Source organism: Pseudomonas sp. GW823-FHT06E10, assembly GCF_058794995.1.
This window is the reverse complement of the sequence record NZ_JBXAHJ010000006.1, coordinates 56,601-70,144: the sequence shown is the minus strand read 5'-3', so window position 1 is coordinate 70,144 and position 13,544 is coordinate 56,601. Positions and strand designations below refer to the sequence as shown.

Genomic DNA, 13,544 nt, shown 5'->3' with positions numbered 1-13,544 from the left:
TGAGTACTACCTGAGCCAGGAATGAGGGAAAAGGTGCTCATTTGGCGAAAATCTCCAGCAATCGTGGCGCTATCTTGTCCAGCGGGCGAATCTCCACGGCAGCGTCGATGGCTGCGGCCGCCTTCGGCATGCCGTACACCGCACTGCTGTTTTGGTCTTGTGCGATGGTCAGGTAGCCCTGTTGGCGCATGAGTTTAAGCCCTTGGGCGCCATCACGCCCCATGCCGGTGAGCAAAACCCCCACGGCATCACCGCTCCAGTTATTGGCCACGCTCTCGAAGAACACATCGATGGAGGGCCGGTAGATCTCGTTGACCGGTTCGGCGGTGTAGGCCAGCGTGCCGTTTTTCAACAAGCGAATATGGTGATTGGTGCCGGCCAGCAATACCGTGCCGCTTTGCGGCGGCTCGCCCTCCTGGGCCAGGCGCACATCAAGGCCGCTGGCAGTGCCGAGCCATTCAGCCATGCCGGCGGCAAACACCTGGTCAACGTGTTGCACCAGCACGATGGCCGGAGAGAAATCACGCGGCAGCCCCTTGAGCAAGGCTTCCAGCGCTGCCGGCCCACCGGCGGATGAGCCAATGGCGATCAGGCCCTGGCGTGAGCCCGAACAGCGCAAGGGTGCCGACGCCGAGCGCGGGCGGTTACCCTTGTCGCCGATCAGCCAGACGATGTTCAAGATCTTGCGCAACAACGGCGCCGCCGCTTCCTGGGCATTGCCGGCACCGAGGGCCGGGGTGTCGACCACGTCCAGCGCACCGTGGCCCATGGCCTCGAACACCCGGTGCACGTTCTGCTGGCGATCCACGGTGACGATGACGATGGCACACGGGGTCTCGGCCATGATCCGCCGCGTGGCCTCGACGCCATCCATCACCGGCATGATCAGGTCCATCAGAATCAGGTCCGGCGTGTCCAGCGCGCACTGGCGAACCGCCTCGGCACCATTGCCGGCGACCCAGACCACCTCGTGAGCCGGCTCGAATGCCAGGGCGCGGCGCAGGGCCTCCACCGCCATGGGCATGTCATTGACGATTGCGATCCTCATGCCCGCGCTCCTCCGATGAGCTCGACCACTGCATCGAGCAAGGCGTCGTCATGAAAACTGGCCTTGGCTAGATAATAGTCGGCCCCGGCATCCAGTCCACGGCGCCGGTCCTCTTCACGATCCTTGTAGGACACCACCATCACCGGCAGCGATTGCAGGCGATTGTCCCGACGCAGCAGCGTGACCAGTTCGATGCCGTCCATGCGCGGCATATCAATGTCGGTGATCAGCAGATCGAAATCCTCCGAACGCAGCGCGTTCCAGCCATCCATGCCGTCCACCGCAACCGCCACGTCATAGCCGCGATTGAGCAACAGCTTGCGCTGCAACTCTCGCACGGTCAGGGAATCATCCACCACCAGAATTCGTTTGCGGGCCGCCTCGACCACCTGATTGCTGTGACGGGCAATGCGCTCCAGGCGACCGGTGTTGAGCAGTTTTTCCACCGAACGCAGCATGTCTTCGACATCGACGATCAGCACCACCGAACCGTCGTCGAGCAGGGCCCCGGCGGAAATGTCCTGCACCTTGCCCAGACGCTCGTCCAGCGGCAGCACCACCAAGGTCCGCTCACCGATGAACCGCTCCACGGCCACGCCGTAGATGGCATCGCGCTCGCGAATCACCACGACCTTCAGGGTTTGCCCGCTGTTCTGGCTGGCCGGACGTTGCAACAGCTGACTGGCCGCCACCAGACCGACATGTCGGCCTTCGTGCCAGAAATGCTGGCGCCCTTCGACCTGCACGATATCCGCCGGCTCCAGGTCGCACATGCGCTCAATGTGCGCCAGCGGGAAGGCATAGGCTTCGTCGCCGACTTCCACCACCAGGCTGCGCACCACCGACAGGGTCAGCGGCACCTCAAGGTGGAAACGACTGCCCTCGCCCGCCGTCTGCTCCAGCACCACCGCGCCGCGCAGCTGCCGGACCATGTGCTGCACCGCATCCAGGCCGACGCCGCGACCGGACACCTCGGTGACCCTGTCGCGCAGACTGAAACCGGGCAGGAACAGGAACGTCAGCAACTCCTCTTCGCTCAACTGCGCGGCGGTTTCCGCGAGGGACAAATTTCGTTCGACGATGCTGCGACGGAGCTTTTCCAGGTCCACGCCGTTACCGTCGTCGCTCAGTTCAAGCACCAGCAGACCGGCCTGATGGGACGCGCGCAGGCGAATCAAACCTTCCGCCGGCTTGCCGGCCAGCAGGCGCTGCTCCGGGGTTTCGATGCCGTGGTCGACCGCGTTGCGCAACAGGTGAGTCAGCGGCGCTTCGAGCTTTTCCAGTACGTCGCGATCGACCTGGGTCTTTTCGCCTTCAATTTCCAGGCGCACCTGTTTGCCCAGATCGCGCCCTAGATCCCGGACCATCCGCACTTGCCCGGTCAGCACATCGGCAAAGGGCCGCATGCGACAGGCCAGCGCCGTGTCGTACAACACCTGCGCCCGTTGGCTGGCATGCCAGGCGAACTCGTCGAGTTCGGCGTTCTTTTCCATGAGCAGTTGCTGGGATTGCGCGAGCAAGCGCCGCGCATCCTCAAGGGCTTCCTGGGCCTCCAGGCTCAAGGCGTGATCCTTGAGATGCACATTGAGATTCTCCAGTGCGCGCAGGCTGTTGCTCTGCATGCGCTTGAGTCGCTGCATGGTCGCCAGGTGCGGTTTGAGCCGCAGGGTTTCCACCAGGGATTTGCTCGACAGATCGAGCAGGCTGTTCAGGCGCTCGGCGGTGACACGCAGCACACGTTCGCCGTTTTCGGTGGTGCGTTTGGTCTTGCGTGGAGCTGGCATCGATGGCGGTTCGACGACAGGCGCCGGCGACTCGACCTTCGGCGCGGGTGCTTCGAGATGAAGTTCGGCCATCACCGGTGCGGCAGGCGCAACCAGCGGGGCCGCCGGGTCCAGCAACCGCGCCATCAACGCCACATAGGCCTCGATGTCCGCGACTTCCGGGTTGTTGCTCGGTGTGGCGATGCGCATCAGCAGATCGGTGCCTTGCAGCAACGCATCGATATGCTCGGGGCGCAACAACAGGCGGCCTTCCTGGGCGCTGACCAGACAATCTTCCATCACATGGGAGACGCTGACCCCGGCATCGACACCGACGATCCGCGCCGCACCCTTGAGCGAGTGCGCGGCACGCATGCACGATTCAAGTTGATCGGCCTGGGTCGGGTCGCGCTCAAGCGCCAGCAGGCCGGCACTCAAGACTTGGGTCTGGGCTTCGGCCTCCAGGCTGAACAGCTCAAGCAACGAAGCGTCGCGCATTTGCTCGGGGGTCATGTGAGGCTCCGGGTCACGGCGCACAACAGCTGTTCTTCATCCAGCCAACGCAGGCTGCGACCTTTGAATTGCAACACGCCACGGGTGTATTTGGCGCTGGCCTGAGCACCTGAGCGCGATGCGGTATCGAGGATGTGCTCGTCGATGGCGTGAATCCCGTCGACTTCGTCCACGGGCACCACCACCGGCCCGCCGTCGGCGGCGATGATCAGCATGCGTGGCATGACCCGTGCACCGGTGGCCACGCTGCTGGCGCCGTCGAGCCCGAGCAGTTCCACCAGCGACAGGCAGGCAACCAGCGCTCCGCGTACATTCGCCACGCCGAGCAAGGCCCGGGAACGTTGATGCGGCAACGAGTGAATCGCTTGCAACGGCGCCACCTCGACCAGGCTGCGGGTCGCAAGCCCCAGCCACTCTTCACCCAGACGGAACATCAACAGCGAGCGGGTTTTCACCTCGCTCTCGACCGCGCCGGACACAGTCCCGCGATCTTCCTGCTGCAATGCATAACGATCGAGCAAGCGTGTGGCAGCCGCCGAATACACCGCACAATTGCGGCAATGAATATGGTCGCTGAGCAGCGGGCAGGACTTGTCACCGTGGATACCAATGCGGTTCCAGCAATCGTCGATGGCCTGGGCATCCCGGGTGACGCTGAAGGTATCGGAGGCGATCATCGTTTACGCTCACTGTCGACGGAACGTGCGCTGCGGGCGGCACGCTCCTGCAATCGTCTGGCTCCCATCGCGTCGCCCTGGGCCTGCAGCAAGCCGGCCAGGTGCATCAACGCTTCAGGATGTTGCGGTTCCAGGTACAACGCCTTGCGGTAAAAACCCTGTGCTTCAAGGGTATTGCCAGCCACATCGCTGAGCAGCCCCAACCAATAAAAGACCTGAGCCACCGGCTCATGGCTGCGCAAGTAGCTTTCACACGCTGCTCGCGCCTCGGCGCTTTTGCCTTCATCGGCCAGCACGGCGATATTGGCCAGCAGCGCGGCAGTGTCGGAGCCGGAGGTTGCAGGCGCAGGCGCAGGCCGCAGCGGCGCAACCCGGGCAAACGGACGGCTGCGCACTGGCGCAGGCGGTGGATTGCGCAACGGTTGCGGCACCGGCAATGGCGCAGGAACGAACGTCGGCAAGGGATCAGGGTCCGCAGTTCCCTGTCGACTGAACGCGAAGGACTGCGCGATACCAATCGAGCGCATCCCCAAACGCCCCAGCAGACCGCCTTCGGCCGGGCCGATAAACAGCACGCCGTCAACGTGGGTCAGGCACTTGAGCACTTCGAAGACTAGCTTCTGGGTCGGCTGGTCGAAGTAGATCAGCAGGTTGCGACAAAACACGAAATCGAATGGCGGTTCACCGGCCAGCAAGGCCGGATCCAGCAGATTGCCTACCTGCAGGCGCACTTGCTCGAGCACCCGCTGATCGAGGCGATAGCTCTCGCCTTCGGCGATGAAATGACGGTCGCGAAACGCAATGTCGTCACCCCGAAAGGAATTCTTGCCGTACAACGCCCGACGGGCTTTTTCCACTGACAACGGGCTGACGTCCAGGCCGTCGACCTTGAACTGGTGCGGTTTGAGCCCGACATCGAGCAACGCCATGGCGATCGAGTACGGTTCTTCGCCCGTGGAGCATGGCAGGCTGAGAATTCGCAGTGCGCGCAGGTTGTTGATCTCGGCCAGACGCTTGCTTGCCAGTTTCGCCAGGGTGACGAAGGACTCCGGATAGCGGAAGAACCAGGTTTCCGGAACGATCACCGCCTCGATCAAGGCCTGCTGCTCGTCCCGCGAGCCCTGCAAGGTGTGCCAATACTCATCGGCCGACACTGCTTGCGAAACGATGCTGCGCTGGCGCACCGCTCGCTCGATGATCGCAGGCCCTACCGAGGTCACGTCGAGTCCGATAGTTTCCTTGAGAAAGTCGAAAAAACGCTGATCGCTGTTCATGGCCGCTCCTGCAGCAGTGCCGGATCCATTGGCGGCGAGGGAAACAACAATGCGCGCACCTGATCGTCCAGCAGATCGCCGACCCGCACCCATTGCAGCAACCCCCGCTCGTCCTTGCGCACCGGCCCGAGGTAAGGCGTCTGGCGATTGTCCAGGCCATAGGGCTGAAAATCCGCCGGATCGCAGCGCAAGGTGTCAGTCGCCTGTTCCAGAATCAGCCCGAGCAGTTGTGTCTCGGCGGTTTCATCCGGGCGATAGTTGACCAGCACCAGTCGCGTGCTGGTACGGGCCTGTGCGGGCATGCCAAAGGTCAGTGCGCTCAAGTCGATCACCGGCACCACGGTGCCCCGATAGGCGAACACCCCGGCGACCCAGGCGGGGGCATGGGGAATGGGCTTCAACGGCAGGCGCGGCAGCACTTCAGCCACTTCGATAGCCTTCAAGGCATAGCGCTCGTTGCCGACGCGAAACACCAGAAACAAGGCATGCAGCGCCTGCTTCACGGCGGAGCGTTTGGCCGTGATTTCGCTCATCAGACTTTGAATCGCGAAACGCCGCTGCGCAGCCCGACGGCCACCTGGCTCAGTTCATCGATGGCGAAACTGGCCTGGCGCAGAGACTCGACCGTCTGGCTGCTGGCATCACCCAACTGCACCAGCGCATGGTTGATCTGCTCGGCACCGGTGGCCTGGGCCTGCATGCCTTCGTTGACCATCAGCACCCGCGGCGCCAGCGCCTGGACCTGATGGATGATCTGCGACAACTGCTCGCCGACCTGCTGCACCTCGGACATGCCGCGACGCACCTCTTCGGAAAACTTGTCCATGCCCATGACCCCGGCCGACACCGCCGACTGGATCTCGCGCACCATTTGCTCGATGTCGTAGGTGGCGACAGCGGTCTGGTCCGCCAGGCGCCGCACTTCGGTGGCGACCACGGCAAAGCCGCGTCCGTATTCCCCGGCCTTCTCGGCCTCGATGGCGGCGTTGAGCGACAACAGGTTGGTCTGGTCGGCGACCTTGACGATGGTCACCACCACCTGATTGATGTTGCCGGCCTTCTCGTTGAGGATCGCCAGCTTGGCGTTGACCAGATCGGCCGCGCCCATCACCGAGTGCATGGTTTCTTCCATGCGTGCCAGGCCTTGCTGACCGGAACCGGCCGCCACGGAAGCCTGATCGGCGGCGGTGGAGACCTCGGTCATGGTGCGTACCAGATCCCGGGAAGTGGCGGCGATCTCACGGGAGGTCGCGCCGATTTCCGTGGTGGTGGCGGCGGTTTCGGTGGCGGTGGCTTGTTGCTGCTTGGACGTCGCGGCGATCTCGGTCACCGACGTGGTCACCTGCACCGACGAGCGCTGGGCCTGGGACACCAGAGAAGTGAGCTCGGTCATCATGTCGTTGAACCCGGTCTCTACCGCGCCGAATTCGTCCTTGCGCTCCAGGTTCAGGCGGCTGCTGAGGTCGCCGGTGCGCATGATTTCGAGGATTCTCACGATGCGGTTCATCGGCGCCATGATGGCGCGCATCAGCAACAGACCACAGAGAGCGGCCGCCAGCACCGCGATCACCAGGGAAATACCCATGATGACTTTGGCGGTGAGCACTGCATCGTCAATGGCCGCGATGTCTGCGTCCGCCACAGACTTGTTGTGGCGCAGGATTTCATTGACCTTCATTCGACCCGCTGTCCAGGTCGGGGTCAGTTCACCCTTGAACATGTTGACGGCCTCGGCGTTCTGGTTGCGTTTATACAACTCGATCACCGCGGCCAGAATCCGGTGGTAGTCCTCATGAAGCTTTTCGAACGCGGCGAACTCGACCCTGTCTTCTTCGTCGGCAATCGTTCCACGGTAGAGGTCCATCTGCTCTTTCAACCGCTCGGCGTAGCCCTTGAAGCTCGCGGCATCCTCGGCAGTGAAGCTCTGCCCTTCCTCCAGGCCGAGCATGGCCTGAATGCGTACATAACTGTCGGACCACGCGCCACGAACCATCGAGCTGTAATACAACCCTGGCAGAGCGTCCTCACGCACGCTGGCCTCGCTTTTTTCGATCTTCAACAGCCGCGAATACGAGACAACCACCATCAGCAACATGATGGCGATAATTACCGCAAAGCTCGCCAAAATGCGTTGGCGTAACGTCCAGTTCTTCACAGTCATTCCTCGGAGCCGATTCGAAATGCGGGGAGTATAGCCGAGGGCGGTGTTTCATTTATAAGACGGTTGCGCGCTACTTCTCATCCCGCCAAAAAAGGCGGGATGGGTGCCTGGGGTGATTAGGCAGAAAGGGACCGTAGAATGGTCATTGGGGATGTGGGGCGGACTGAAGGTTTACAAGGAAGCCTGGCGAACCTGCTTCTCAAGCTCGGCCTTCAACCCCGGCTCCAGCTTGAGCTGCCGCGCCAGCTCATCGAGATAGGCCTTCTCCATGAAGTTTTCCTCGTCCACCATCATCACGCTGGCGATGTACATCTCGGCGGCGATTTCCGGGGAGCGGGCGGCGCGGGCGACATCGCTCGGGTCCAGTGGTTTGTTGAGCTCGGCGTGCAGCCAGCGCTGCAGCTCCTGATCGCTGTCGAGCCGGGTGAATTCGCCTTCGATCAAGGCACGCTCACGCTCATCGACATGACCGTCAGCCTTGGCCGCGGCAACCAGCGCCTTGAGAATCGCCTGACTGTGCAGCTCGACTTGCGCGTCCGGTACGCGGTCCAGGGTTTGCGGTTGCGCACCGGTCGCACCGCCCTGCTGCGCCTGCCAGTTACCGTAGGCTTTATAGGCCAGCACGCCCAACGCGGCGAGACCGCCGTAGACCGCGACCTTGCCCCCGACTTTACGGGCCTTTTTGCTGCCGAGCAGCAAGCCCATGGCGCCTGCCGCCAATGCCCCGCCACTCGCGCCGGAGAGCAAACTGCCGAGGCCTCCGTTGCCACCGCTCGCACCCTTTTGCTGCGGGCTGCCGGCCTTGTTCTGCAACAGGTCCTGGCCGGACTTGAGTAGTTGATCGAGCAATCCACGGGTATTCATTTACCGCCTCCACAAGACGTTTAACCTGAAACCAAGACCACCAGCCTAAAACGAAAGTGCCCACGCCCCGTGGGCGAGAGTGCTTCCAGATGTTGCACTCCCCTCAATGCGCCCATTGCCGCTTGCGCCGACCCATCAGAAAAAACGATATACACTCTCGCCAATCGATAAAAACAGCCCACCGGGTGCTTCCCCATGATGACCTTGCGTCAGATCCGTCATTTCATCGCCGTGGCCGAGACCGGTTCGATCTCGGCCGCCGCGCAAACTGCGTTCATTTCCCAGTCGACCCTGACCCTGGCGATCCAGCAACTGGAGGAGGAAATCGGCGTCAGCCTGTTCAGCCGCCATGCCAAGGGCATGACCCTGACCCACCAGGGGCATCAATTCCTGCGTCAGGCGCACTTGATCCTGGCCACGGTGGATAACGCCAAGCGCAGCCTGCAACAGAGCACCGACCAGGTCGCCGGGCAACTGATCGTCGGCGTGACCAGCCTGGTGGCCGGTTATTACCTGGCGGATCTGCTCACCCGTTTCCAGCGCGCCTACCCCAACGTGGAAATCCGCGTGATGGAGGATGAGCGCCCGTACATCGAGCATTTGCTGGTCAGCGGCGAGATCGATGTCGGCGTGTTGATCCTGTCCAACCTCGAAGACCGCCACGCATTGCAGACCGAAGTGTTGACCCGCTCGCCGCACCGGCTATGGCTGCCGGCCCAGCACCCGCTGCTGGAACACGACAGCATCAACCTCGCCGACGTGGCCCGCGAGCCATTGATTCAACTGAACGTCGATGAAATGGACCGCAACGCCCAACGCATGTGGTCGGCAGCCTCCTTGCAACCGCGCATCACCCTGCGCACGGCCTCGACCGAAGCGGTGCGAAGCCTTGTGGCCGCTGGCCTGGGCGTATCGATCCAGCCCGACATGACCTATCGCCCGTGGTCACTGGAGGGCGACATCATCGAAGCGCGGCCGATCGCCGACCTCAGCCAGACCCTGGATGTCGGCCTGGCCTGGCGTCGCGGCACCGCGCGGCCGGCATTGGTGGACCCCTTCCTCACGGTCGCGCGCGAACAACCCCATGGCGGGCGCAAGCCATCTATTTAATCGAACGCTACCTTCAGTATTTAGTATTTGTTGTCCTCGGGTCCGCGAACTAGTCTTGTTGCATCTAATAAAGACGGCCGGGCCCCAGTCACAGGGAGCGCTGCCATGTCTACACAACAAGCCACACAAAAAACGAGAACCCGAAAAATGGCTGGTGCGCAGACCCCGTTGTTCACCGCCTTGTTGATCGATGGTGAAATAGTCGCAGGGCAAGGCTTTGCCGAACCCATCATCAATCCGGCCACCGGCGAAATCCTGACGCAAATCGCCGAAGCCAGCACCGAACAAGTCGAAGCAGCCATCCTCGCCGCCCACCGCGCCTTTGCCGGTTGGTCGCGCACCACGCCACAACAGCGCTCAAACCTGCTGTTGGAGATCGCCAACGCCATCGAAAAAAACGCCGACCATCTCGCCCGTCTCGAAGCCCTGAATTGCGGCAAGCCACTGCACCTGGCCCGTCAGGATGACCTCAATGCCACGGTCGACGTGTTCCGCTTCTTCGCCGGTGCCGTGCGTTGCCAGACCGGCCAGCTCAGCGGCGAATACCTGCCGGGTTACACCAGCATGGTCCGGCGCGATCCTATCGGGGTCGTGGCGTCGATTGCGCCGTGGAACTACCCGATCATGATGGCCGCGTGGAAAATCGCCCCGGCCCTCGCCGCCGGCAACACCCTGGTGTTCAAGCCGTCGGAACACACGCCGCTGTCGATCCTGGCCCTGGCGCCAGCGCTGGCCGAGATCCTGCCGCGCGGTGTAATCAACATTATTTGCGGTGGCGGCGAAGGCGTCGGCAGCCACCTGGTGAGCCACCCTAAAGTGCGCATGGTGTCGCTGACCGGCGATATCGTCACCGGCCAAAAGATTCTCCAGGCCGCGTCGAAGACACTCAAACGCACCCACCTCGAACTCGGTGGCAAGGCCCCGGTGATCGTCTGCAACGATGCCGACATTCAGGCCGTGGTCGAAGGCGTACGCACCTACGGCTACTACAACGCCGGACAGGATTGCACCGCCGCTTGCCGCATTTACGCCCAGGCCGGGATTCATGACCGCCTGGTGGCCGAGCTCGGTGCGGCCGTCAGTAGCCTGCGTTTCGCCGGCAAGCGCGATGCCGACAACGAAATCGGCCCGCTGATCAGTACCCGCCAACGCGACCGCGTAGCCAGTTTCGTCGAACGTGCCTTGGGCCAGCCGCACATCGAGCGGGTGACCGGCGCAGCGGTGCACTCCGGCGCCGGCTTCTATTACCAGCCAACCCTGCTCGCCGGTTGCAAGCAAAGTGACGAGATCGTCCAGCGCGAAGTGTTCGGGCCGGTGGTCACCGTGACCCGCTTCGATGAGCTGGAACAAGCGGTGGACTGGGCCAACGACTCGGAATACGGCCTGGCCTCGTCGGTCTGGACCCAGAACCTCGACAAGGCCATGCAGGTCGCGGCGCGCTTGCAGTACGGCTGCACCTGGATCAACAGCCACTTCATGCTGGTCAGCGAAATGCCCCATGGCGGCCTGAAACGTTCGGGCTACGGCAAGGACCTGTCCAGCGATTCGCTTCAGGACTACAGCGTGGTGCGGCACATCATGGCCCGCCATGGCGAACATCTCTGACTAAGCTAATAACAAGCCGCCAACGGCATGCTTCACCACGTTCACAACTGCCCCGACCATAATTTAAAGAAGAGGGAATTCCCATGTTCGTGCACAAGACCGCACTGCTCAGTGCAATCACCACCGCGCTGCTGGCCAGCGCCAGTGTCCAGGCCGCCGAGCCGCTCAAAGCTGTCGGGGCGGGCGAAGGCCAACTGGATATTGTGGCCTGGCCCGGCTACATCGAACGTGGCGAGAGCGACAAGGCCTACGACTGGGTGACCGGTTTCGAGAAGGAAACCGGCTGCAAGGTCAACGTCAAGACCGCCGCCACCTCCGATGAAATGGTCAGCCTGATGGCCAAGGGCGGTTACGACCTGGTCACGGCGTCCGGCGACGCCTCCCTGCGCCTGATCGTTGGCAAGCGTGTGCAACCGATCAACACCGCGTTGATCCCGAACTGGAAGAACCTCGACCCGCGCCTCAAGGATGCACCCTGGTACGTGGTCAACAAGCAGACCTACGGCACCCCGTACCAATGGGGCCCGAACGTGCTGATGTACAACACCAACGTGTTCAAGACTGCGCCCACCAGCTGGGGCGTGTTGTTCAACGCGGAAAACCTGCCGGACGGCAAGCCGAACAAGGGTCGCGTGCAGGCCTATGACGGCCCGATCTACATCGCCGACGCAGCGCTGTACCTGAAGTCCGCCAAGCCGGAACTGGGCATCCAGAGCCCGTACGAACTGACCGAAGCCCAGTACAAGGCCGTGCTCGATCTGCTGCGCGCCCAGCAGCCGTTGATCCACCGCTACTGGCACGACACCACTGTGCAAATGAGCGATTTCAAGAACGAAGGCGTGGTCGCCTCCGGTGCCTGGCCATATCAGGTCAACGGCCTGATGAACGAGAAGCAGCCAATTGCCTCGACCATCCCGAAAGAAGGCGCCACCGGGTGGGCCGACACCACCATGCTGCATGCCGAAGCCAAGCACCCCAATTGCGCCTACAAGTGGATGGACTGGTCGCTGCAACCGAAAGTCCAGGGTGACGTAGCGGCCTGGTTCGGTTCGTTGCCAGCGGTGCCGGCAGCGTGCAAGGGCAGTGAATTGCTCGGCGCCGAAGGCTGCAAGACCAACGGTTTCGACAATTTCGACAAGATCGCCTTCTGGAAAACCCCGCAGGCTGAAGGCGGCAAGTTCGTGCCGTACAGCCGCTGGACCCAGGACTACATCGCGATCATGGGCGGCAGGTAACACACCGCTTCTGTGGCAAAAACGCTTTTGTGGCGAGGGGGCTTGCCCCCGTTGGAGGGCGAAGCCCTCCCCTAGTCCGTCACTGCGGTCTGGCAGGCCGCGCCCACCGTTTTCAGGGCTGCTGCGCAGCCCAACGGGGGCAAGCCCCCTCGCCACAGTCAGTATTCCAGCCACACATGCGCGAACACGATTCAGTTTTTTCAGAAGTCCAGGCAGGGCCGCTGCGACGGCCTTCGCCTTTTTGGAGCATCGCACCATGACGCTTGCAGTCCAGTTCACCAACGTTTCCCGTCAATTCGGCGAAGTGAAAGCCGTAGACCGGGTTTCCATCGACATCCAGGACGGCGAGTTTTTCTCCATGCTGGGGCCGTCCGGCTCGGGCAAGACCACCTGTTTGCGCCTGATTGCCGGTTTTGAACAACCGAGCGCGGGCTCCATCCGTATTCATGGCGAGGAGGCCGCCGGCCTTCCGCCGTACCAGCGCGACGTGAACACCGTGTTCCAGGATTACGCGTTGTTCCCGCACATGAACGTTCGCGACAACGTCGCCTACGGCTTGAAAGTCAAAGGCGTCGGCAAGGCCGAACGCCTCAAGCGCGCCGAAGAAGCCCTCGACATGGTCGCCCTCGGTGGCTACGGCGAGCGTAAGCCGGTGCAACTCTCCGGCGGTCAGCGCCAGCGTGTGGCCCTGGCCCGCGCCCTGGTCAACCGTCCACGGGTACTGCTGCTCGACGAACCCCTCGGCGCCCTCGACCTGAAGTTGCGCGAGCAAATGCAGGGCGAGCTGAAGAAGCTGCAACGCCAGCTCGGCATCACCTTCATTTTCGTCACCCACGACCAGACCGAAGCCTTGTCGATGTCCGACCGCGTGGCGGTGTTCAACAAGGGGCGCATCGAACAAGTCGATAGCCCGCGCAACCTGTACATGAAACCGGCCACCACCTTCGTGGCGGAATTCGTTGGCACCTCCAACGTGATTCGCGGTGACCTGGCCTGGCAGCTCAGTGGCAATCCACAGCCGTTTTCGATTCGCCCGGAACACGTGCGATTCGCCGAAGGTCCGCTGGCCAGCCACGAGATTGAAGTCAGCGGTTTGCTGCATGACATCCAGTACCAGGGCAGTGCGACTCGCTATGAGCTGAAACTGGAAAACGGCCAGACCCTGAACATCAGCAAGGCCAACAACCAGTGGCTGGACACCAGTGCACAGCACCAGACCGGGCAGCGCATCAGCGCACGCTGGGCGCGCGAGGCAATGATTCCGCTGCACGATACCGTTGCAGGCGGGGTGTGA

At 62.5% G+C, this 13,544-nt stretch carries 11 protein-coding genes; 4 read left to right on the top strand and 7 right to left on the bottom strand.

Translation table 11 applies throughout. The features are described 5' to 3' along the window. Positions 1–37 precede the first annotated feature (37 nt). From AC1Q6Y_RS11770 to AC1Q6Y_RS11740, 7 genes are all read right to left on the bottom strand, one after another. Positions 38–1,048: a chemotaxis response regulator protein-glutamate methylesterase gene (locus tag AC1Q6Y_RS11770; RefSeq protein WP_492624608.1), complete on the bottom strand. Its 1,011-nt coding sequence runs from the start codon at positions 1,046–1,048 to the stop codon at positions 38–40. Continuing rightward, positions 1,045–3,324, bottom strand: a complete 2,280-nt coding sequence (locus AC1Q6Y_RS11765) for a hybrid sensor histidine kinase/response regulator (protein WP_492624607.1) — start codon at positions 3,322–3,324, stop codon at positions 1,045–1,047. The genes AC1Q6Y_RS11770 and AC1Q6Y_RS11765 overlap by 4 nt, the downstream gene beginning before the upstream one ends. Continuing rightward, the gene (locus AC1Q6Y_RS11760; RefSeq protein WP_492624606.1) at positions 3,321–4,001 is read right to left on the bottom strand and encodes a chemotaxis protein CheW; all 681 of its coding nucleotides are present in this window, start codon (positions 3,999–4,001) and stop codon (positions 3,321–3,323) included. Before AC1Q6Y_RS11760 ends, AC1Q6Y_RS11765 begins: the two co-directional genes overlap by 4 nt. Then, on the bottom strand, positions 3,998–5,275 hold the full coding sequence (locus AC1Q6Y_RS11755) for a CheR family methyltransferase (protein ID WP_492624605.1): 1,278 nt from the start codon (positions 5,273–5,275) through the stop codon (positions 3,998–4,000). The genes AC1Q6Y_RS11760 and AC1Q6Y_RS11755 overlap by 4 nt, the downstream gene beginning before the upstream one ends. Further along, complete coding sequence (locus tag AC1Q6Y_RS11750; RefSeq protein ID WP_090453329.1) at positions 5,272–5,808, bottom strand: chemotaxis protein CheW; 537 nt, start codon at positions 5,806–5,808, stop codon at positions 5,272–5,274. Before AC1Q6Y_RS11750 ends, AC1Q6Y_RS11755 begins: the two co-directional genes overlap by 4 nt. Continuing rightward, positions 5,808–7,430: a methyl-accepting chemotaxis protein gene (locus tag AC1Q6Y_RS11745; RefSeq protein ID WP_492587742.1), complete on the bottom strand. Its 1,623-nt coding sequence runs from the start codon at positions 7,428–7,430 to the stop codon at positions 5,808–5,810. The genes AC1Q6Y_RS11750 and AC1Q6Y_RS11745 overlap by 1 nt, the downstream gene beginning before the upstream one ends. 177 nt (positions 7,431–7,607) lie before the next feature. Then, positions 7,608–8,300 carry a tellurite resistance TerB family protein gene (locus tag AC1Q6Y_RS11740; RefSeq protein ID WP_492624604.1) on the bottom strand — a complete coding sequence of 231 codons (693 nt, stop codon included), beginning with the start codon at positions 8,298–8,300 and terminating at the stop codon, positions 7,608–7,610. Between the two features lie 195 nt (positions 8,301–8,495). On the opposite strand from AC1Q6Y_RS11740, the gene AC1Q6Y_RS11735 reads away from it, so the two are divergent. From AC1Q6Y_RS11735 to AC1Q6Y_RS11720, 4 genes are all read left to right on the top strand, one after another. Next, positions 8,496–9,410 carry a LysR family transcriptional regulator gene (locus AC1Q6Y_RS11735; RefSeq protein WP_057716216.1) on the top strand — a complete coding sequence of 305 codons (915 nt, stop codon included), beginning with the start codon at positions 8,496–8,498 and terminating at the stop codon, positions 9,408–9,410. Positions 9,411–9,557: 147 nt separating this feature from the next. Beyond that, on the top strand, positions 9,558–11,015 hold the full coding sequence (locus tag AC1Q6Y_RS11730) for a gamma-aminobutyraldehyde dehydrogenase (RefSeq protein ID WP_492587741.1): 1,458 nt from the start codon (positions 9,558–9,560) through the stop codon (positions 11,013–11,015). An 83-nt stretch (positions 11,016–11,098) separates the two neighbouring features. Then, positions 11,099–12,250 carry a putative ABC transporter substrate-binding protein YdcS gene (gene ydcS / locus AC1Q6Y_RS11725; protein WP_057716218.1) on the top strand — a complete coding sequence of 384 codons (1,152 nt, stop codon included), beginning with the start codon at positions 11,099–11,101 and terminating at the stop codon, positions 12,248–12,250. 256 nt (positions 12,251–12,506) lie between these two features. Further along, positions 12,507–13,544 (top strand): ABC transporter ATP-binding protein, encoded by a 1,038-nt coding sequence (locus AC1Q6Y_RS11720; RefSeq protein ID WP_057716219.1) that lies wholly within the window; start codon positions 12,507–12,509, stop codon positions 13,542–13,544.

Coding starts and splice junctions, on each gene's coding strand:
- AC1Q6Y_RS11720 (WP_057716219.1), top strand. CDS start 12,507: ATGACGCTTGCAGTCCAGTTCACCAACGTTTCCCGTCAATTCGGCGAA.
- AC1Q6Y_RS11770 (WP_492624608.1), bottom strand. CDS start 1,048: ATGAGGATCGCAATCGTCAATGACATGCCCATGGCGGTGGAGGCCCTG.
- AC1Q6Y_RS11750 (WP_090453329.1), bottom strand. CDS start 5,808: ATGAGCGAAATCACGGCCAAACGCTCCGCCGTGAAGCAGGCGCTGCAT.
- AC1Q6Y_RS11735 (WP_057716216.1), top strand. CDS start 8,496: ATGATGACCTTGCGTCAGATCCGTCATTTCATCGCCGTGGCCGAGACC.
- AC1Q6Y_RS11755 (WP_492624605.1), bottom strand. CDS start 5,275: ATGAACAGCGATCAGCGTTTTTTCGACTTTCTCAAGGAAACTATCGGA.
- AC1Q6Y_RS11740 (WP_492624604.1), bottom strand. CDS start 8,300: ATGAATACCCGTGGATTGCTCGATCAACTACTCAAGTCCGGCCAGGAC.
- AC1Q6Y_RS11730 (WP_492587741.1), top strand. CDS start 9,558: ATGGCTGGTGCGCAGACCCCGTTGTTCACCGCCTTGTTGATCGATGGT.
- AC1Q6Y_RS11760 (WP_492624606.1), bottom strand. CDS start 4,001: ATGATCGCCTCCGATACCTTCAGCGTCACCCGGGATGCCCAGGCCATC.
- ydcS (WP_057716218.1), top strand. CDS start 11,099: ATGTTCGTGCACAAGACCGCACTGCTCAGTGCAATCACCACCGCGCTG.
- AC1Q6Y_RS11765 (WP_492624607.1), bottom strand. CDS start 3,324: ATGACCCCCGAGCAAATGCGCGACGCTTCGTTGCTTGAGCTGTTCAGC.